The 17,319-nt window shown below is 61.0% G+C and carries 18 protein-coding genes and 2 tRNA genes; 15 read left to right on the forward strand and 5 right to left on the reverse strand.

What is annotated here, in order from left to right; translation table 11 throughout:
* Positions 1 to 82 precede the first annotated feature (82 nt).
* The 9 genes from E7T06_RS10285 to acpP all read left to right on the forward strand — a co-directional run bounded on the left by E7T06_RS10285 (position 83) and on the right by acpP (position 6,973).
* A complete protein-coding gene (locus E7T06_RS10285; protein WP_136365711.1) occupies positions 83 to 472 on the forward strand; it encodes a VOC family protein in 390 nt (129 codons plus the stop codon).
* 122 nt (positions 473 to 594) lie between these two features.
* Positions 595 to 671 (forward strand) — tRNA-His (locus tag E7T06_RS10290).
* Positions 672 to 744: 73 nt separating this feature from the next.
* A tRNA-Leu gene (locus tag E7T06_RS10295) sits at positions 745 to 829 on the forward strand.
* Positions 830 to 1,175: 346 nt separating this feature from the next.
* Positions 1,176 to 2,528: a trigger factor gene (tig, locus tag E7T06_RS10300; RefSeq protein WP_136365712.1), complete on the forward strand. Its 1,353-nt coding sequence runs from the start codon at positions 1,176 to 1,178 to the stop codon at positions 2,526 to 2,528.
* 457 nt (positions 2,529 to 2,985) lie between these two features.
* A complete protein-coding gene (locus tag E7T06_RS10305) occupies positions 2,986 to 4,044 on the forward strand; it encodes a beta-ketoacyl-ACP synthase III (protein WP_136365713.1) in 1,059 nt (352 codons plus the stop codon).
* Positions 4,041 to 4,955 carry an ACP S-malonyltransferase gene (gene fabD / locus E7T06_RS10310; RefSeq protein ID WP_136365714.1) on the forward strand — a complete coding sequence of 305 codons (915 nt, stop codon included), beginning with the start codon at positions 4,041 to 4,043 and terminating at the stop codon, positions 4,953 to 4,955. The genes E7T06_RS10305 and fabD overlap by 4 nt, the downstream gene beginning before the upstream one ends.
* A complete protein-coding gene (locus tag E7T06_RS10315) occupies positions 4,952 to 5,485 on the forward strand; it encodes a DinB family protein (RefSeq protein ID WP_136365715.1) in 534 nt (177 codons plus the stop codon). Before fabD ends, E7T06_RS10315 begins: the two co-directional genes overlap by 4 nt.
* Positions 5,482 to 6,243 carry a 3-oxoacyl-[acyl-carrier-protein] reductase gene (gene fabG / locus E7T06_RS10320; RefSeq protein WP_136365716.1) on the forward strand — a complete coding sequence of 254 codons (762 nt, stop codon included), beginning with the start codon at positions 5,482 to 5,484 and terminating at the stop codon, positions 6,241 to 6,243. The genes E7T06_RS10315 and fabG overlap by 4 nt, the downstream gene beginning before the upstream one ends.
* 499 nt (positions 6,244 to 6,742) lie before the next feature.
* The gene (gene acpP, locus E7T06_RS10325; RefSeq protein ID WP_064015369.1) at positions 6,743 to 6,973 is read left to right on the forward strand and encodes an acyl carrier protein; all 231 of its coding nucleotides are present in this window, start codon (positions 6,743 to 6,745) and stop codon (positions 6,971 to 6,973) included.
* Between the two features lie 16 nt (positions 6,974 to 6,989).
* On the opposite strand, the gene E7T06_RS21210 is transcribed toward acpP, so the two are convergent.
* The gene (locus tag E7T06_RS21210; protein ID WP_168733471.1) at positions 6,990 to 7,145 is read right to left on the reverse strand and encodes a hypothetical protein; all 156 of its coding nucleotides are present in this window, start codon (positions 7,143 to 7,145) and stop codon (positions 6,990 to 6,992) included.
* Here E7T06_RS21210 and fabF point away from each other — a divergent pair.
* The 3 genes from fabF (at position 7,144) to ppk1 (ending at position 11,293) form a co-directional block, all read left to right on the forward strand.
* On the forward strand, positions 7,144 to 8,391 hold the full coding sequence (gene fabF / locus E7T06_RS10330) for a beta-ketoacyl-ACP synthase II (RefSeq protein ID WP_136365717.1): 1,248 nt from the start codon (positions 7,144 to 7,146) through the stop codon (positions 8,389 to 8,391). The genes E7T06_RS21210 and fabF overlap by 2 nt on opposite strands.
* A gap of 135 nt (positions 8,392 to 8,526) precedes the next feature.
* The gene (locus E7T06_RS10335; RefSeq protein WP_205750881.1) at positions 8,527 to 8,844 is read left to right on the forward strand and encodes an immunity 53 family protein; all 318 of its coding nucleotides are present in this window, start codon (positions 8,527 to 8,529) and stop codon (positions 8,842 to 8,844) included.
* Between the two features lie 427 nt (positions 8,845 to 9,271).
* Positions 9,272 to 11,293: a polyphosphate kinase 1 gene (gene ppk1 / locus E7T06_RS10340; RefSeq protein WP_205750883.1), complete on the forward strand. Its 2,022-nt coding sequence runs from the start codon at positions 9,272 to 9,274 to the stop codon at positions 11,291 to 11,293.
* Here the strand turns inward: ppk1 and E7T06_RS10345 are convergent.
* From E7T06_RS10345 to E7T06_RS10355, 3 genes are all read right to left on the reverse strand, one after another.
* Entirely contained in the window at positions 11,250 to 11,861 is a 612-nt protein-coding gene (locus E7T06_RS10345; RefSeq protein ID WP_136365719.1) for a nucleotidyltransferase family protein, read from the reverse strand. The genes ppk1 and E7T06_RS10345 overlap by 44 nt on opposite strands.
* Positions 11,858 to 12,868 carry an ADP-ribosylglycohydrolase family protein gene (locus E7T06_RS10350; RefSeq protein WP_240740960.1) on the reverse strand — a complete coding sequence of 337 codons (1,011 nt, stop codon included), beginning with the start codon at positions 12,866 to 12,868 and terminating at the stop codon, positions 11,858 to 11,860. Before E7T06_RS10350 ends, E7T06_RS10345 begins: the two co-directional genes overlap by 4 nt.
* A 264-nt stretch (positions 12,869 to 13,132) precedes the next feature.
* Positions 13,133 to 13,597, reverse strand: a complete 465-nt coding sequence (locus E7T06_RS10355) for a TlpA family protein disulfide reductase (RefSeq protein ID WP_168733472.1) — start codon at positions 13,595 to 13,597, stop codon at positions 13,133 to 13,135.
* Between the two features lie 44 nt (positions 13,598 to 13,641).
* On the opposite strand from E7T06_RS10355, the gene E7T06_RS10360 reads away from it, so the two are divergent.
* The 3 genes from E7T06_RS10360 (at position 13,642) to E7T06_RS10370 (ending at position 16,567) form a co-directional block, all read left to right on the forward strand.
* Complete coding sequence (locus tag E7T06_RS10360; RefSeq protein ID WP_136365720.1) at positions 13,642 to 14,400, forward strand: ABC transporter substrate-binding protein; 759 nt, start codon at positions 13,642 to 13,644, stop codon at positions 14,398 to 14,400.
* 194 nt (positions 14,401 to 14,594) lie between these two features.
* Complete coding sequence (locus E7T06_RS10365; RefSeq protein WP_136365721.1) at positions 14,595 to 15,218, forward strand: thymidine kinase; 624 nt, start codon at positions 14,595 to 14,597, stop codon at positions 15,216 to 15,218.
* Between the two features lie 236 nt (positions 15,219 to 15,454).
* Positions 15,455 to 16,567, forward strand: coding sequence for a GGDEF domain-containing protein (locus E7T06_RS10370; protein WP_240740961.1), 1,113 nt, complete (start codon positions 15,455 to 15,457; stop codon positions 16,565 to 16,567).
* A 43-nt stretch (positions 16,568 to 16,610) separates the two neighbouring features.
* On the opposite strand, the gene E7T06_RS10375 is transcribed toward E7T06_RS10370, so the two are convergent.
* Positions 16,611 to 17,222, reverse strand: coding sequence for a TMEM175 family protein (locus tag E7T06_RS10375; protein WP_136365722.1), 612 nt, complete (start codon positions 17,220 to 17,222; stop codon positions 16,611 to 16,613).
* Between the last annotated feature and the right edge of the window lie 97 nt (positions 17,223 to 17,319).

A 17,319-nucleotide genomic window follows, 5' to 3' on the forward strand; every position in this document is an offset into this window, starting at 1 on the left:
CGGCGGGAAAGAGTGGGGTCAGTTCAATTTGTTCCGCAGAGAGGGACGGGGCCGAGGCTCTGGCTGGGGTTACGTTACCCCTATGTCTAACCAAATTACCCCGCTGATTTCTGGCCTAGACCACGTACAGATCGAAGCGCCTGCGGGATGTGAAGCGGCGGCCCGCGCCTTTTTTACTGGCTTTTTGGGCCTGCCCGAACTGCCCAAGCCTGCGGCACTGGCAACACGTGGCGGTGTCTGGTTCGGTCTGCCCGATGGCCGCCAACTGCACATCGGCGTCACGCCCAATTTCGTGCCCCGCGACAAAGGGCATGTGGCGCTGCGTTGCCCTGACCTAGACGCCGTGACCGAGCGGGCGAGTAGATTTGGCATCACTTGCGTGCCAGATGCAGAATTAGCCCCCATCCGGCGTGTATTCCTGCGCGATCCGTGGGGCAATCGCCTAGAGATTTTGGAAGCGCAGTCAGACTGAGTTCTCCACGCCGATTGGCCTATTCCCTGCCTTGCCCGTTGACAGTCGCCCCCCGCTTCACTAAGATGTACAAGCCTGTGAAGGCGGCTAAGGTCAGTGTTGGCTGACAGATGGTGGCTGTGGTGGGTTTAGCTCAGTTGGTTAGAGCGCCGCTCTGTGGCAGCGGAGGCCGTGGGTTCAAGTCCCATAATCCACCCCAAAATGCCCCGGCTCAGGCGAAGGTCTGCGCTGGGGTTTCTCTTTTCTCTTTTGGCTTGAGTCAGGTATCCCGTGCGGGGATGGCGGAATTGGTAGACGCGCCAGATTTAGGATCTGGTTCCGGAAGGAGTGAGGGTTCAAGTCCCTTTTCTCGCACCAAGTAGGTAGGGTAAGAACGGCAGTTTAGACGGCGGGGGCGGCTTTTCCAATAGGAAGGCCGCCCTGTTCTTTTGGTTTCCCTTGCCCTGTGGTTCACGCCCGCTGTTTTCCGCTAAACTCTTTGTTGGCCTTTGTGCTGAGGCATGAACTTCAGAGGTTGGGGGCAGAAGCAAGCGCCCCCCGCCAGAAAAGCATTATGATGCGCCGGGCATGCCGCGCCCACGATGCAGGCCTTGAGGAACCACCTCTCAAGCTTTCAGTGGCGCAGGCGGCAGAATCACACACAACGAGGGTGCCGGGCCGCCCCCACACGGGGCCGCGTGTCCGGTACCAAGACGGGAGACGTATGGCAGAGCTGATCAGCAAAGAAGGCAACAAAGTCGAGTTTAAGGTCACGGTTCCCGCCGCCGAGGTCAACCGCGCTTATGAGCAAGTGTGGGCGGGCCTGGCCCGTGACGTGCGCGTTCCCGGTTTTCGGCCCGGCAAAGCCCCCCGCAAGGTGCTGGAAGGCCGCGTCGGGAAAGGCTACGTAGAGCAGGAAGTGCGTGACCGTCTCCTTCAGGTGCACTACCCGCAGGGCGCACGTGACCTGAAACTGAACCTCGTGGACGCCACCATCGACCCCGCCGACGTGGTCAGTGGGCAGGCGTTCGACTTCACCGTGAAGGGCGAAACGTACCCCGTGACTACGCTGGGCGACTGGAAAGCCGCGCAGATGACGGCCACTTCCCCCGAAATCACCGACGAAGTGTTGGGCCGCACGTTGGCCGACCTTCAGGAGCGCAACGCCACCTTTGAAAGTGTCGACCGCGCCATCGAAGCCACCGATCAGGTGACCATCGAGGAGCAGGGCGAAGAGGGCGGCACGTACCCCGTGTACCTCGACGTGGCCGAAGCGCACGTGCGCGAAGCCCTGCTGGGCAAGCATAAGGGCGACACCGTAGAAATCACGGTTCCGGCCCACCAGCACGGCGACCACGAACACGCCGAGCATACGGTCACAGTCGTCGTGCAAGACGTGAAGACCAAGCAGCTGCAGGAACTGGACGACGCCTTTGCCGCCAGCCTGAACTTTGAGAACTTGGAGCGTCTGCGTACCGACCTGAAGGCCGAGTTGGAGCGCCGCGCCCAGCAAGAAGGCGACACCGCCCGCCGCGAGGAGTTCATCACTCACCTCGTGGAAGGCATGACCGTCGAAATTCCCCGCGCACTGCTGGACACCCGCCGCGAAAGCATGATGGCCGAAATTAAAGACGACCTTGGCCGTCAGGGCGTGCAGTGGGGCGAGTACGAGAGCTTTATGCAGGAGCAGGGCAAGCTCGACGAGTTCATGGCCGACCTCGCCAAGAACGCCGAGACCCGCGTGCGCCGTGACTTGGCGCTGGAGCAACTGGCCGAAGATCTGAAAGTGCAGGTCAGCGACGCCGAGTTCAACCAGACCATGAACGGACTGGCGCAGGCCAACAACATGACGGCCCAGCAACTCCGCACGCAGCTTGGGCCAAACGGCCTGAACAACTACTACGCCTCCATCCTGCGTGAAAAAGGCCTGCAAACGGCTATCGCGCAACTGACGGCTCCTGCTGCTGTGGCCGACGCTGCACCCGCCGAAGCTGCCCAGTCTGATGAAGCTCAGGCCGACGCTCCCGAAGCCGCCCAGACCGAAGAAGTTCAGACCGAAGGCGAGAAGACCGAGTAACCCAGTTTGAACGTCAACTCTGTGCGGTGAAAGCTGAGTAGGGGAGACGCAACTAAAAGAAGAAGGCTTGTCCGATGGGGCGGGCCTTCTTTTTTGGTGTGTGGGATTGCTGGGTGGGGGGAGTCTAAGGGTCTAAAAGTCTAGGGTCTAAGGTGTTGGGGCGGGTTGGTTGCTGAATTGCCCTCTGTGCGTTGCAGCTCTGCGAGTCCCGCAAGGGGCGAGGGCTAACAGCAAAGGCGAGAATCGTGGGCTGTTGCTCCCTCACCCTTGAGGGGGGAGGGCTGGGGAGGGGGTGAGTGAGCAAAGCGATTACCCTTGACCCGTCCTTAGACCCTCGCCCCTTAGCCGCCCTCCCGCACACCACCCAACCGCCCCCACCACCCCATCATTTTGAACCCCGTTCAGACACCACCAGAATTGATTGAACGTCCGTTCAAAGAATGCTACGGTGGGTGGCATGACCGACCTTCACGCTTCTCGCCCCAGCATCGGCATCACGGCCCTCGGCTCCTTTGCACCCGCCCGCGTGGTGAAAAACGAGGAATTCGAGGCGCGGATGGACACCACCGCCGAATGGATCGAGTCCCGCACCGGGATCAGAGAACGCCGCTTTTCTGCGCCCGACGAATTTACTTCAGATGTGGGCTTGGGCGCGGTGCGTGACCTGTTGGCCCGTGACCCAGACGGCCTGAAAGACGTGGATATGGTGATCTGCGCCACCGCCAGCCCGGACGCCATGTTCCCCTCTACGGCGGCCCTGATCGCTGGACAAGTGGGCCTCGCCGGTGCGGGCGCGTTCGACTTGTCTACGGCGTGCAGCGGATTCGTGTACGGGCTGGGCATGGCGCAGGGGTTGATTCTGGGTGGCATGGCCCGCCGCGTGCTGGTCATCGGCGCAGAAACCATCACCAAAATCGTGGATCAGGATGACCGCAACACCGCCATTTTGTTTGGCGACGGTGCGGGCGCAGTCGTGGTTGGCCCCGTGCCAGAGGGCTACGGCTTTCAGGATTTTGTGCTGGGTGCAGACAGCGTGGGCGGCTCTAGTCTCTACTCCCGCTTCCTAGCCCACCAACTCCCCGGCGGCTTCCCGATGGGCAAATGGACAGGTATGAATGGCCGCGAAGTCTTCAAATTTGCCGTGCGGGTGCTGGGCGACAGCGGCGCAGAAGTCCTCGCCAAAAGCGGTGTGAAGAGTGAGGACGTGGATTGGGTGGTTCCTCATCAGGCCAACGTGCGAATTATCGAGGCTGCCGCCCAGCGCTTTGGCGTCCCGATGAGCAAAATGGTAATGAACTTAGACCGCTACGGCAATACTTCCAGCGCCACTGTGCCGCTTGCCATGAAGGAAGCCGTGGACGACGGGCGCGTGAAGGACGGCCAGCAAATCTTGCTGGTGGCCTTTGGCGGCGGCCTGAGTTGGGCGGCAGCCACGCTGAAATGGTGGAGCGGTGCGCCAAGCGTGCAGGCCCGCGAATGGGCGGGCAAAGCGGAGCCTGAAGCGGTGTCGGTATGACACCCAAGATCGCAGCACTGTTTCCCGGTCAGGGATCGCATTCGGTGGGCATGGGTGCTGACCTGACCGCTGCCCACGCCGCCGCCGAAGCCGTGTACGCGCAGGCCGAAGCCACGTTGCCGGGCCTGCGTGCCCTGATCGAAACTGGCCCACTGGAAGACCTGACGCTGACGGCCAACCAGCAACCCGCATTGGTGGTAGCGTCGATAGCGGCGTACCGGGCGTGGGTCGCTCAGACTGGCCTGACCCCCGATTTTGGCGCGGGCCACAGCCTCGGTGAGTATTCGGCGCTGGTAGCTGCCGGATCGCTGAGCCTGCCGGACGCTCTGCGCCTGACCCGCGAACGGGGCGAGCGGATGCAGCAGGCCGTCCCAGTGGGTGTGGGGGCCATGTGCGCTGTAATGGGTGACCCCGCCGCTGTGCTGGAGGTCTGCGCGGCCAGTTCCGGCGTCGTGCAGCCCGCCAACTTCAATGCGCCTACCCAAACCGTTATTTCGGGCGAGAAGGGTGCGGTAGACGCGGCCAGCGCCGAACTGAAGGCACGCGGCCTGAAGGTCATTCCCCTGAAGGTCAGCGCCCCGTTTCACTGCGCCCTGATGCAGCCTGCCGCCGCAGGACTGGCCCCCGCCCTCAGTGACACGCCGTTCGCGCCGCTGGCCTTCCCGGTGTATGCCAACGTGACCGCCGAAGCCGGAGCCGCCCCCGCTGCCCTGCCCGAACTGCTGGCCGCCCAGATTACGGGCAGTGTGCGCTGGGTAGAAACGATCCGGGCATTGGCCGACGCGGGCGCGGAAGTGTTCATCGAATTCGGCCCCGGCACCGTGTTGACCGGGCTGGTCAAACGCATCCTGCCCGACGCCCGCACGATCAATGTGGGCACAGCGGCGCAGCTCGAAGCGTTCGCGCTATGAGGGAGCCTTTTACACAGGCGGAGATTGTGGCGGCTTTGGGACAGACTCAGGCAGAAGTCGGCGCGTTCTTTGCAGAGCTGTCCCCCGAACAATTTATGCACGGCAACGCGGAAACGTGGTCTCCTGCCCATCATCTGCACCATCTGATCGTTTCCAATCAGCCTGTGGCCTCTGCCCTCGCGTTGCCCCGTGACCGCCTGCCCGCCCGCAACGCCACGCAGCCTTCCCGCTCTTATTCCGACATTCGGGCGCTGTACCGGGAAGTCTTGGCAACAGGCGTCAAAGCCTCTGGCCGATTTTTGCCTGACCCACAGGGCACGCAGGCTGAACTTTTGACCGAATTCAGGCAAACACTGGACACTTTGCAAGCCAAATTGCAGGGCTGGAACGACGTTGACCTAGACGCATACACGCTGGCCCATCCTGTTCTAGGCCCACTGAGCGTGCGGGAAATGCTGTTGTTTACGCTGTACCACAACGCGCATCATCTGGCAGGCGTGCAAAATAAAACCCAAATGGAGAACGCATGACCGACGCTCAACCCACACCCACCCGCAAAGTCGCCCTCGTGACTGGCAGCAGCCGGGGCTTAGGCCGCGCGATGGCGCTGCAACTGGCCGCCGCTGGCTTCGATGTCGCCATCCACTATGGCCGCAACGCCGCCGAAGCCGAAAAAGTGGCCGAGGCCGCCCGCGCACACGGCGTCACCGCGCAGGTATTCGGGGCCGACTTGACCACGCCCGCCAATGCCGGAGCCTTGGTGGAACAGGTCATCGCCGCCTTTGGCCGCCTCGATGTGCTGGTGAACAATGCCGGAATCACCCGCGATACCTTGGCCGTGCGAATGAAGGACGAAGACTGGAACGCTGTGCTGGACACGAACCTGACCAGTGCGTTTACCGCCAGCCGCGCCGCCCTGAAGCACATGATGCGTGCCCGCGCGGGCCGAATCATCAACATTGCCAGCGTGGTAGGCCTCATGGGTAACCCCGGACAGGCCAATTACGTGGCCAGTAAAGCCGGACTGATCGGCCTGACCAAAGCCCTCGCCAAGGAATATGGCGGGCGCGGCATCACCGTAAACGCGGTGGCTCCCGGTTTTATGGAGAGCGACATGACGGCGGCCCTGCCGGAAGCGACTCGCACGGCGTATCTGGGCGGCATTCCGCTGGCCCGGTTCGGTCAGCCGGACGAAGTGGCGGCAGTGGTGGCCTTCCTCGCCAGCGACGCCGCCGCTTACATCACTGCGCAGGTGATCGGGGTAGACGGCGGGCTGTATCCGCATTGAGCATCCCCACTAAGATAGACCTGAGAACTTTCGCACAATGAATTGATAGACTGGCCCTGCCTTTGGGCGCGTTGCATGACAAGCGGGACGTAGAGAGCATGTCCTCAGATAGAGGAATCCCCCAGTGTTTCCGCACTGGGGGGCACTGAAAGGTGGTGATTCTCTACGAAACACAAGAAGTCTAACACGCCCCGGAAAAGGCGGCAACCGCCGCTTACTCCAAAGCGTGTCACGGCTTGGGCAGGCGCAGTTTCCGCTGTCCTGCTCGCCGTCAAGTTCTTGTCCCTGATCATCAAACTGATCCTCACCTAACCTGAAGCCTCTCGTGCGCCCTGCCGCGTCCAAGACAACCCTGAAGGCAAGCCCCGGCCCTGTGCTGGGGTTTTTGCTTCTCTGTACTTTTGAACCCCGTTGCCTTTGAACCCCGTTCAGAAAACCCGCCTCTGCGCCGCGCCGCGTGTAGACTGGCGCAGACTTCAATCTAGGGAGGTATTTGACTATGGCAACTTTTGACGACGTAAAAGAAGTGATCGTGGAGAAACTCGGTGTAGACGCGGAAAAGGTAACCCCTGAAGCGCGTTTCGTAGAAGACTTGGGTGCAGATAGCCTTGAGACTGTGGAACTGATCATGGGTCTGGAAGACAAGTTCGGCGTGACCATCAGCGATGAAGATGCCGAAAGCATCCGCACCGTGCAGGCCGCCGTCTCCTTTATCGAGAGCAAGCAGTAAACGGGCCGTCAGCGTTTCAGATGGCGGGTTGATCTGGAGTGCAGGCGGGCAGGGCGGGCGCGGTGAAAGCCGTTTCCCGCCCGCTGTTGTAGGGCAACACGTCAGGGCGAGACTTAGAGCAGGTTACACAGGCTGGGGCCTCGGCTGGCCCCCGATTTCGGAGGTACAGCATGGCAATTACGGGTTTAAGACGAGTGGTCATTACGGGGCTGGGGCCAGTGACACCCATTGGACTAGGCGCGGCAGCTTACGCCGAGGCGCAGCGGGCGGGCAAGAGCGGCATTGGCCTGATTACCCATTTTGATGCGTCCAGCACAGCCAGCAAGATTGCAGGCGAGGTGAACGACAGTTTAGACGCCTACGTAGACCCACGCGAGGCCCGCAAGATGGACAGGTACGTGCATTTGGCTTTGGCGGGCGCTGACCTCGCCGTTGCCGACAGTGGCCTGACTGCCGAAGAACTGCGCGGCGAACGCACCGGAACTCTGCTGGGCAGCGGCATCGGTGGCGTGAAAACCTTTGAAGACCAGTCGCGTGTCCTCGTGGAACGCGGGGCAGGCCGGATCAGCCCCATGTTTATTCCCATGATGATTGCCAATATGGCCTCCGGGCATGTGTCTATGCGGTTTGGGGCCACCGGGCCAAGCAGCACGGTGGTCACGGCCTGCGCCACCGGAACCGGAGCCATTGGCGACGCAGCCCGCTACATCCAGCTTGGATTGGCCGACGTGATGATCGCGGGCGGCTCCGAAGCAGCGATTACGCCCATCGCCATCGGCGGATTCTCCAACATGAAGGCGCTCAGCACCCGCAACGACGATCCCCAAACGGCCAGCCGTCCTTTTGCCGCCAGCCGTGACGGATTCGTGCTGGGCGAAGGCGCGGGCGTGGTTATTTTGGAAGAGTACGAGAAGGCCAAGGCACGCGGAGCCACCATCTACGCCGAAGTCGTGGGCTACGGCACCAGCGCCGACGCGCACCACATCACCATGCCTGCCCCCGAAGGACGCGGCGCACAGGTGGCGATGCGTATGGCCCTCGCTACGGCGGGCGTGAACCCCGATCAGGTGGGCTACATCAACGCGCACGGCACCAGCACGCACTTTAATGACCTCCACGAAACGCAGGGCATCAAGGCCGTGTTTGGTGATCATGCCCACAAGTTGGCCGTGTCATCCACCAAATCCATGACCGGGCATTTGCTGGGCGCGGCGGGAGCTATCGAAGCTATCGCGGTAGCGCAGGCCCTCAAAGACGGCATTTTGCCCCCCACCATCAACCTCGCGGGCGATGAAGACCCGGCGCTGGACTTGGATTACATCCCAGACGGGGCGCGGCAAACGCAAGTGGAATACGCCCTGAGCAACTCGTTCGCCTTCGGTGGGCAAAACGCGGCGCTGTTGCTGCGGCGGGTGTAAAGACAAAACGGGTAAGGGAGGACGGCGAGGGTGGGTGTTGCCGTCCTTTTTTGTTAGAGGAGAGATGGTGTCGATGCTTCTTGGATTTACAATCATTTGGCAGTGTTGCCGCCGAACGCTATGTGAAAACGCAAAATGACTATTGAAGATACGGAGTATTTGGCCAATTGGTTCGCGGACAACTGTGATGGAGACTGGGAACATCAGCAAGGGATCAAAATTCAAACTACTGATAACCCCGGCTGGCATATTCAAGTTGATCTCTATGACACAGACCTTGAGAATATTTCTTTCCCGTTTTATACCGTGGGTGATATTGATACAGACGGGTTTGGAGTCAGATGTGAAGATTTTAAATTCAATGCGTTTGGCGGGGCCAACTCACTTACCCAACTGATCGCTCTGTTCCGCAAATTTGTAGAGCGGGGCGGTAAAAACCCACTCATAGATTGATTGTGTCGCGCTTGGCAAGTCCTCAACGTTGGTTATGTTGACTCTGCCTTGCTATCACGCAATTCCCCAACCTGACCCACCCTCTATCTTCCCTCCGCGCAGACGGCTCTTTTTAGCCTGCTGCGCGTTTTTTCATCCTTCCTCTGCTACGCTCAGCACACGCAACTGACGCCGTGTTGACGCGGCTGTGATTTTGTTGAGCCTGTCTTGTGCGTGCCGCCTTGTCAAGAGGTGCGCCGCCTACCGAGGAGAGAGAACTGTGTCCGCCGATTCCGCGACTGCCAACCCTGCCACTGCCCCCGCCAGCACCACTGCCGCCCTGAATGCCGATGCCCCCGCCAAGAAGGGCCGCAGCACACGTGCAGGCAAGAAGAAGGCAGCCAACACTGGAGCCGCGCCCGACACGCTGGCCGCCGCGATTCGCACGATGTCCACGGTAGCCAACACCGACAGCCAGTTGCTTAACCGCGAGTTGTCTTGGCTGGCCTTCAACGAGCGCGTTCTCTCGGAAGCCCGCGACAAACGCAACCCGCCGCTAGAGCGCCTGAAGTACGCGGCCATTTGCGGCAGCAACCTCGACGAGTTTTTTATGGTGCGCGTGGCAGGCGTACACCGCCAAATTGCGGCGGGCGTGCAGACCCCCGGCCCCGATGGACTGTCTCCGCGTGAGACGCTGGATATCGTGCGAGACCGGACGCATACCATGTTGCGCGAAATAGAGAAGGCCGCCCGCAAAACGCTGCGTGATCTGGCTGCCGAGGGCGTGCGGTTGGTGCGCGTACCGGAACTGGGCAAGCGGGCGCGGGCGCAACTGCGCGAGCATTACCTCTCCGAGATTCAGCCGGTGCTGACGCCGCTGGTCGTCGATCCCAGCCACCCGTTTCCGTACCTCAGCAACCTGAGCCTGAATCTGGCTGTGCTGCTGGATTCCGGAGAGGGCGAAGACCCCGATTTCGCCCGCGTGAAGATTCCAGTGGGCGTGCTACCCCGCATCGTGCCGATTGGCGACGCTCTGCTGCTGCTGGAAGACGTGATCGCCGCGCACATCGGGGAACTGTTTAAGGGCCGCAACGTGCTGGCCGCGCACGTGTTCCGCGTGACCCGCAACACCGACTACGAGTTCGAGGAAGAAGAAGCCGAAGACCTGCTCGCCACCATTGAGGACGGCCTGCGCCGCCGCCGGTTCGGGTCTGCGGTGCGCCTAGAGATGATGCGCGAGACGCCCGCCGAGATCATCACCTTTTTGCAGGAGCGGCTGAGGCTCGATCACAAAGACATTTTTATGCTGGAAGGCCCGCTGGGAACGGCTGACCTGATGTTCTTGCCCGTCAAGCGCCCCGATCTGGCCTTCCCCGACTTCATTCCCGCCGTACCCGATCTGGACGGCGACGAGGAAGGCGGCATGTTCGATACCATCCGCCGGGGCGACGTGGTGCTGCACCACCCCTACGACAGTTTTTCCAACGTGCTGAACTTTTTGGAAGAGGCGTCGCGTGACCCGCAGGTGTTGGCGATCAAGCAGACCCTTTACCGCACGGGTGACGATCCGCGCCTCTTGGGTGCACTCCGCACCGCCGCCGAAAACGGCAAACAGGTGGTGGCCCTGATCGAACTGAAGGCCCGCTTTGACGAGCAGCGCAATATCAGTTGGGCACGCAAGCTGGAGCGGGCCGGGGCGCATGTGGTGTACGGCATGGCGGGCCTGAAAACGCACGCCAAAGTGACCATGATCGTGCGGCGCGAGGAAGGCGGATTGCGGCGCTACGTGCATGTGGGCACCGGAAACTACAACCCCAAAACCGCCCGCCTCTACACCGACCTGAGCCTGCTCAGCGCCGACCCGAATCTGGGGGCCGACATTGCCGAGCTATTTAATCACCTGACGGGGTACGCCGAGGCCGAATACACGCACCTGTTGGTGGCCCCCGATACCGCCCGCAGCGGTTTTGAGATGCTGCTTGACCGTGAAGCCGAACACGCCCGCGCCGGACATGAGGCTTGGGCGCGAATCAAGGTGAACCAACTGACCGACCCCGGCATGATCGAAGCGCTGTACCGGGCGGCGGGCGCAGGCGTGCGAATTGAACTGATCTTGCGCGGCGTGTGCTGCCTGCGTCCGGGCTTGCCGGGCCTGTCGGAAACCATTCGCGTCCGCAGTCTGCTGGGGCGTTATCTGGAACATGCCCGCATTTACGCCTTCGGCAACGCAGGCCAGCCCGAAGTGTATTTCGGCAGTGCCGACTGGATGAGCCGTAACCTAGACCGCCGCGTAGAAGTGATCGCTCCTGTGCTGGACGACACCCACCGCGATCAGTTCCTCCGCATTCTGAATACCGAATGGGCCGATACACGCGGCTCGTGGGAACTGCAAGGGGACGGCCAATACGAGAAACTGCGCGGAGATTTCAGCGCCCAGCAGAGCTTTGCCGATTCACGTCATCCGGGCTGAGACTCGGCCTCTTGGACTCGGCCTCCCGCAGCCAAGGCCAACGCTGGCGGTAATCGTCGGCTTTGGCCGCGTACAGGTCGGGGGTGTGGTTGAGAGGATTGCGCCGCAGCATGCCTGCCGCCAGATCGTGCAGGCCATACGGAGCGTACAGTTCGCCCGCCGCGTCGATGCCCACACAGGTGCATTCCACCAAAAATTGCAACACACCGTCGCGGGCACTGGTCAGCGGCGGGCGATGCAGCCCATACTTTTCTCTGAACCACAGGTGGACGCGGGCCTGATTCCTGACCTCAATTCGCACTCCGAGGTCAGCGAACAGGTCGGCGGCCCGGCCAATCACGGCGTCTTCGGCCTCATAGCTGGTGTCGGGGTGCCAATAAAACAAGTCGTAATCACGGATGCCCGCTTGCGGTGCCTGCCCACTCCGCACATTCCACACCGCCTGAAACAGCGCCCCGGCCACCAGATGAACTTGCGGCGCGAATGGTTCCAGTTGCGCTAGGCGGTCTAGAATCGCTGCATTGACTGGATTCAGCCTCACGAGTGCCACAAAATCTGCGTCGGTCATGACTTCAGAAGGTCTTCAAACCGCTCCACACAACTCCACTCGCGTTGCCAACTTGCCCAAGTGTGACCCAGCCGCAGCGGAGGCAGCAGATGGGGCGGCACGGCTAGGCCACGCGCCCCGGCAATTGCGCCCACCACGCAGGCCACCGTATCGCTGTCGTCGCCCATCAGCACGGCGGGTTCTACGCAGGCCTGCCACGTTTCGGCGCGGGCGTGGGCCACTGCCGCTTGCAGGGTATCCAGTACGTAGCCGCTCTGAGAGTGTATTTTGCCCGCCAAGCCGTCGCGTACACGGGCGCGAACCTGGGAGCGGGCGTCGCGGTCTTGGGCGTGAAAGGCGGCGTTGGCGTCCATGCCGTTCACCGTGAAAATATCGCGCTCCAGCAGCACGGCGCGGGCGTCCAGATTGTCCATCACCTTCAGGGCCAGTTCTGCTGCGTCGGTGTAGTCCGCGCCCGCGTGCAGGGCGTCCAAAAATGCCGTAAAAAAGACACTGGCATGGACGCAGCGGGGGTCGGCGTGCGTGAGGGCCGTCACCAACGCCGATTCCTGGGCTAACGCTTCTTCGGTATACCCCGCAATCCAGACCGCCGCAATTCGCATCAGGCCGCCGTTACCTGCACTCTGAAAATTGCTGCCAGCCCAAGCGCGTGCGCCGCCGTCCAGCCCTCTTTTTCGCAGCGCGTCGCGGGTCAGGTTGCCCACATCGGGCGGGCCAGTGGCGATCCAGTCTTGCAGGCCCGCCAGTACGCCTTCCAGCCCTTGCTGTTTGGCATATCCCAGCAAGGTTGCCGCCACCATTTGGCTGTCGTCAGTGGCCTCGCCGGGGGCAAAGCCGAACACGCTGCCGGGCTGGTAATCGGTAAACGTGTCGCCGTAATGGGAGCGGATCGCGTCGGGCGTCTTAAATTCGGTGGCCGCGCCGAGGGCATCGGCAGCACTCAGCGAAAGCAGGGTATGGAGGCGGACTTGGCGGGTAGGCTGCGAGAAAGTTCCAGAGGAAGTCACGCGGTCATTGTCTCTCAAGAGTGCGTCAGAGAGTGACGTAGTTGCGGCCAGCCAGCGCAGGGGTCAGGCTGCAAGCGTTAGGTACTTTTCAGACCCTTAGACGCCCTTCCACACCGACACGCTGCAACGCTTATACCGAATAGAATTCTTGACAGGGTGCAGGTAGGCCACTCGCACGCCCCCTCACCCCGCTGCTTCGCAGCGCCCCTCTCCCACAAGTGGAGAGGGGAAAACACATGTGTAGGACTCTCTTTTACTGGCGTATTAGCGGAACTGCACCTGTTCTTCCAACAAATACCAAAGCCGCGTCTGGGCATTTTCCTGACTGCCGTACACGCTGCGGAGCAGTTCGCCGCCTGCTGCAAAAGCCAGCGTGTGTGGCGTGCCCTCGGTATGCCAAGCACGGGCCAAGTCACCGCTCACATCCAGCGCCACCGGGAAAGGCAGGCGGGCAAAGTTTTGGGCAAAACGGATCAGCGTCGGCTCTACATCCTCACGCTCTAGCAGGCGGTGGCCGAAGCTGGTATGAAGCGCCAATACTTCTGCCCGCTCCCCAAATTCGGCGTTCAGGCGCTTCAGAAACGGAATTCCGCGAGAGACGCAGCCCGGACATTCCAAATTGAAGGTCATGACTACACCGGGCCGAGTCCACTGGGCGGGCGGCGGCACAGGTTCGCCGTGCACAAAGTCGCTGGGCGCGGGCCAAAGCAAGGGCGCGGGGCTGTCCATGTGTGCAGCGTACCGCCTGTGTGGTGCGGGCTTATTCTGAAGCCATGAAACCCGCCTTGCTGCTGTCGGCCCTGCTCCTGTCCTCATCTGCTGTGGCCGCCACAGTCGCGCAAGTCAAGGCCAAGGGCGTGCTGGTGCTGGGCACCGATCCCACCTTCACTCCCTTCGAATTCAAGGGGCCGGACGGCCAGATTCAGGGTTTCGACGTCGATATTGCCCGCGCGGTGGCCCGCGATCTGGGCGTCAAGTTGGAGATTCGGGCGGTGGGCTTCGGGGCGCTGATGCCGCAATCGGTCACGTCGGAGCGCGTGGATATGGCCATGAGCGCCATTACTATCACCCCAGAACGAGCTAAAGTGGTTAGCTTCAGCCAGCCGTACTACCGTAGCGCACAGGTGTTTATCGTGCGGGGCGGCAATCCCAGCAAGTTCGCTTGGCCCGCCGATGTGAAGGGCAAAACTATAGGCGTGCAGGCCAACACCACCGGGCAATACGTGGCAGGCGAAGTGCTGAAGCCTAAAGGCGCGGTGCTGAAGGTCTATGACGACTTTGCTGCCGGACTGGCCGACGTGCGTGCAGGCCGAATCGCCGCCCTGATCGGAGACGCGCCCACCGTGACCGACTTGCAAAAGCGGTTGCCGGGGCAGTTTGCACAGGCAGGTAAAGACTTGGCCGCTGAAGATTACGGGATGGTGTTCGCCAAAAATAGCGATTTGGCCGCCGCTGCCAACCGCACTCTTGCCAAGCTGAAGGCCAATGGGGAATATCAGAAATTGCTGAACAAGTGGATCGTGCAGAAGTAAGAAAACGGTGAGTGGATCGTGGATCGTGGATCGTGGATCGTGGATCATGGATCGTGGAGATGTGAAATGAATCTTTAGGAGTGTTGCCAAACTTCAGAACCGAAAACCCTGATCGTTCTGCCCACCTACGCTTTTCCCACGTTCCACGATCTACCCACCACCCCCGGCCCACAGCGCCCCCTATACTTGGCCCCGTGCTCAAGTCTCCCTATCACGGCGGCCACCTAGAGGTCATCGTCGGCCCCATGTTCAGCGGCAAAAGCGAAGAACTGATTCGCCGCGTCACGCGGGCCGTTATTGCTCGGCAGCGGGTCAGGGTCTTCAAGCCCCTCCTCGATGACCGCTATCACCTGTCGGCAGTGGCGAGCCACGCGGGGCGCACCGTAGACGCCGTGGCCGTGCGCGATGCGGCGGGTATTCGCAGTAATTTGGCGCTGGACGGCGGCAGTGAAGCAACCTTGCTGGGCCTGCCCGGTGGCGTGCTGCCCGATGTGGTGGGCATAGACGAAGTACAGTTTTTCGGCACCGATCTGGTGCCCCTTGCGCTGGAACTCGCGGGTCAGGGCGTGCGCGTGATTCTGGCAGGATTAGACCTCGATTTCCGCGCCGAACCTTTTGGCCCTATGTCTGAACTGCTGGCCCGCGCCGAAAGTGTAGAAAAACTGACCGCCATCTGTACGGTCTGCGGCGCTCCGGCTACGCGCTCTCAGCGGCTTATAGGCGACCGCCCCGCCCGCTTCGACGATCCGGTGGTATTGGTGGGCGCACAAGAAAGCTATGAGGCCCGCTGCCGGGTTCATCATGAAGTGGCAAGCTAAGTAGGGATTGTTACATAGTTTCTAATCTGCTCTCACTTTAAGTGTCTAGTTACGGTCATCCTTTACAATCATCTTAGAAATTACCTTAGCAACCACCCTAAAGATGAAGACGGTGAACTTGGTGACTTGGATTGTATAAATCTTAAGACGTCATCTCCAGCTATACTAGAGGCCGCCTTGAACCGTTTCGCTAGCCGCCGCCAGACTGTGTCACGCCCCGCTCTGGCTGGTGGCCTATGAAGTCGCGCCGCCGCGTACCCGCCTCTGAGGGCGAACGCTGGATGCTGACGCAGCGCCGGATGTTCTTGGTTCTGACACTGCTGGGCACGCTGGGTGTGAGTGCGGCGTTGTGGGTGCAGGCCCCAAACTTCGATCCGCTGGATAAAGTGGCTTTGCCGCTGCTGGCCTTGACGTTGCTGGTGCTGGATGTGTCGCTGACCCTGCGCCGCATCAGCCTCAGCTTGGCCTTCCGGATTATCTACGTCGCCACCTCGGTCTATTTTTTGCTGGCGCTCCATCAGCAGTTCCGGGTCTTCGTGCCGATTTTTACAGTTCTGAGCGAAAATACCTACTGGTTTGCCGTCTTGTACGCCGCCGCTTTCTTGACCTTTCCGGCTCGCCGCGCCGTGTTGGTGGCGTGCGGCCTGTTTGGGGCGTCGGCCCTGATCAGTGGGTATCACCTGTACACCATGCTGCAAACGGGGCCAAATCCCCGCTTGGTGGGTGCGGTGGCGCAGTTTTTGTTGGTGGGCGGCGTCATGGTGGCCGTGCAAGCCACCTTCAGCTTTCAGCGCATGCAACTGTTGGCCGCCCGCGCCGCCGCCTATACCGACGCCCTCACGGGTCTGGCCAACCGCCGCGCCGCTGAGGAGCATCTGGCCGCGTTGTACGCCCGCCAAGAGCCGTTTACGCTGGTGTTGTTCGACCTCGATCACTTCAAGGCGGTCAACGATCAGCACGGCCACGCCACAGGCGACTTGGTGCTGAAGGGCGTTTCTAGTGCGGCCCGCAGCCAGTTGCCCTCCAAGGGGTTGGCGGCCCGCTGGGGCGGCGAGGAGTTTTTGTTGGTGTTGCCGCCGTTGCCTTCCTTGGAAGTCCGGGCCATGCTTGACCTGTTACGTGCCCAACTCCGCGAACAGCGGTACGGCGCAGTGGACGGCCTGACCGCCAGTTTTGGGGTTGCCACCGCCCGCTCCGGCGATCACCCCGATGACATCCTGACCCGCGCCGACGCTGCTATGTATGCCGCCAAGCGGCAAGGGCGAAACGACATCAAGATGGAAGAATTGCGGCGCACGCAGTTTGGGAATTCATCCGTATTACCGGGAAAGCAGCACCCAGAGGCCTAATTCAGCGTTGAGAACGTTTGGAAAAGCAGATTGACATGGCCTGTCAGCTCCTTCTCTGCACTTCTGCGTCTTGCAAAATCCGCTCGATGCGTGGGTCTGGAATCAGCCACATCAGGGCCACCGCAACGAGCAGGAAACCGGAGAGAATCACGCCGCCCTGACCTATAAGGGGCGCAACCGTAGCAATGATGTAGGCAATGACAGACAAAATCCCTTTTCTGTCCCCCGTGCCGCCTGTCGCTTCTTGTAATAAATGGTTTTGAGGATCGGCTTTGACGATAGCGGCCACCAGCAGGGTATAAGCAGCGCCGCACATGAGGGCCACAAAGCCGTAAGCCGTCATAGGATTGGCGGCAAAATGGCTTTCGCCTGCCCAGCCGGAAACAAACGGAAACAGCGATAGCCAGAACAGCAGATGCAGATTGGCCCAGAGAATACCGCCGTTGACTCTCTTGACGGTTTGCAAGAGATGATGGTGGTTGTTCCAGTAGATGCCTACGTAGACGAAGCTGATGGCGTAGCTTAGAAATTTGGGCCACAGCACTTGTACGTCATTCCATTCATGCCCTTCCGGAATCCTCAGTTCCAACACCATGATCGTAATGATGATGGCGAGGACGCCGTCTGAAAATGCTTCCAATCTCGATTTGTTCATGCCGCTCCTCCATTTGTATACAACTCACTTTGTAGAGAATTCGACATTCCGTGTAGAGGCCAAAGAAAAGCAGTCAGCCCGATTCCGGACGCTGACT

Origin of the sequence: Deinococcus sp. Arct2-2 (assembly GCF_004801315.1) — a bacterium.
In the GTDB taxonomy this organism is placed as follows: domain Bacteria; phylum Deinococcota; class Deinococci; order Deinococcales; family Deinococcaceae; genus Deinococcus.

What these genes read in the sequence shown, in the direction of transcription:
- E7T06_RS10305 (WP_136365713.1), top strand. Translation starts at nt 2,986, where the DNA reads ATGACCGACCTTCACGCTTCTCGCCCCAGCATCGGCATCACGGCCCTC.
- E7T06_RS10285 (WP_136365711.1), top strand. Translation starts at nt 83, where the DNA reads ATGTCTAACCAAATTACCCCGCTGATTTCTGGCCTAGACCACGTACAG.
- E7T06_RS10370 (WP_240740961.1), top strand. Translation starts at nt 15,455, where the DNA reads ATGAAGTCGCGCCGCCGCGTACCCGCCTCTGAGGGCGAACGCTGGATG.
- fabG (WP_136365716.1), top strand. Translation starts at nt 5,482, where the DNA reads ATGACCGACGCTCAACCCACACCCACCCGCAAAGTCGCCCTCGTGACT.
- fabD (WP_136365714.1), top strand. Translation starts at nt 4,041, where the DNA reads ATGACACCCAAGATCGCAGCACTGTTTCCCGGTCAGGGATCGCATTCG.
- acpP (WP_064015369.1), top strand. Translation starts at nt 6,743, where the DNA reads ATGGCAACTTTTGACGACGTAAAAGAAGTGATCGTGGAGAAACTCGGT.
- E7T06_RS10335 (WP_205750881.1), top strand. Translation starts at nt 8,527, where the DNA reads ATGACTATTGAAGATACGGAGTATTTGGCCAATTGGTTCGCGGACAAC.
- E7T06_RS10345 (WP_136365719.1), bottom strand. Translation starts at nt 11,861, where the DNA reads ATGACCGACGCAGATTTTGTGGCACTCGTGAGGCTGAATCCAGTCAAT.
- E7T06_RS10355 (WP_168733472.1), bottom strand. Translation starts at nt 13,597, where the DNA reads ATGGACAGCCCCGCGCCCTTGCTTTGGCCCGCGCCCAGCGACTTTGTG.
- E7T06_RS21210 (WP_168733471.1), bottom strand. Translation starts at nt 7,145, where the DNA reads ATGCTGTACCTCCGAAATCGGGGGCCAGCCGAGGCCCCAGCCTGTGTA.
- ppk1 (WP_205750883.1), top strand. Translation starts at nt 9,272, where the DNA reads ATGTCCACGGTAGCCAACACCGACAGCCAGTTGCTTAACCGCGAGTTG.
- tig (WP_136365712.1), top strand. Translation starts at nt 1,176, where the DNA reads ATGGCAGAGCTGATCAGCAAAGAAGGCAACAAAGTCGAGTTTAAGGTC.
- E7T06_RS10375 (WP_136365722.1), bottom strand. Translation starts at nt 17,222, where the DNA reads ATGAACAAATCGAGATTGGAAGCATTTTCAGACGGCGTCCTCGCCATC.
- E7T06_RS10315 (WP_136365715.1), top strand. Translation starts at nt 4,952, where the DNA reads ATGAGGGAGCCTTTTACACAGGCGGAGATTGTGGCGGCTTTGGGACAG.
- E7T06_RS10360 (WP_136365720.1), top strand. Translation starts at nt 13,642, where the DNA reads ATGAAACCCGCCTTGCTGCTGTCGGCCCTGCTCCTGTCCTCATCTGCT.
- fabF (WP_136365717.1), top strand. Translation starts at nt 7,144, where the DNA reads ATGGCAATTACGGGTTTAAGACGAGTGGTCATTACGGGGCTGGGGCCA.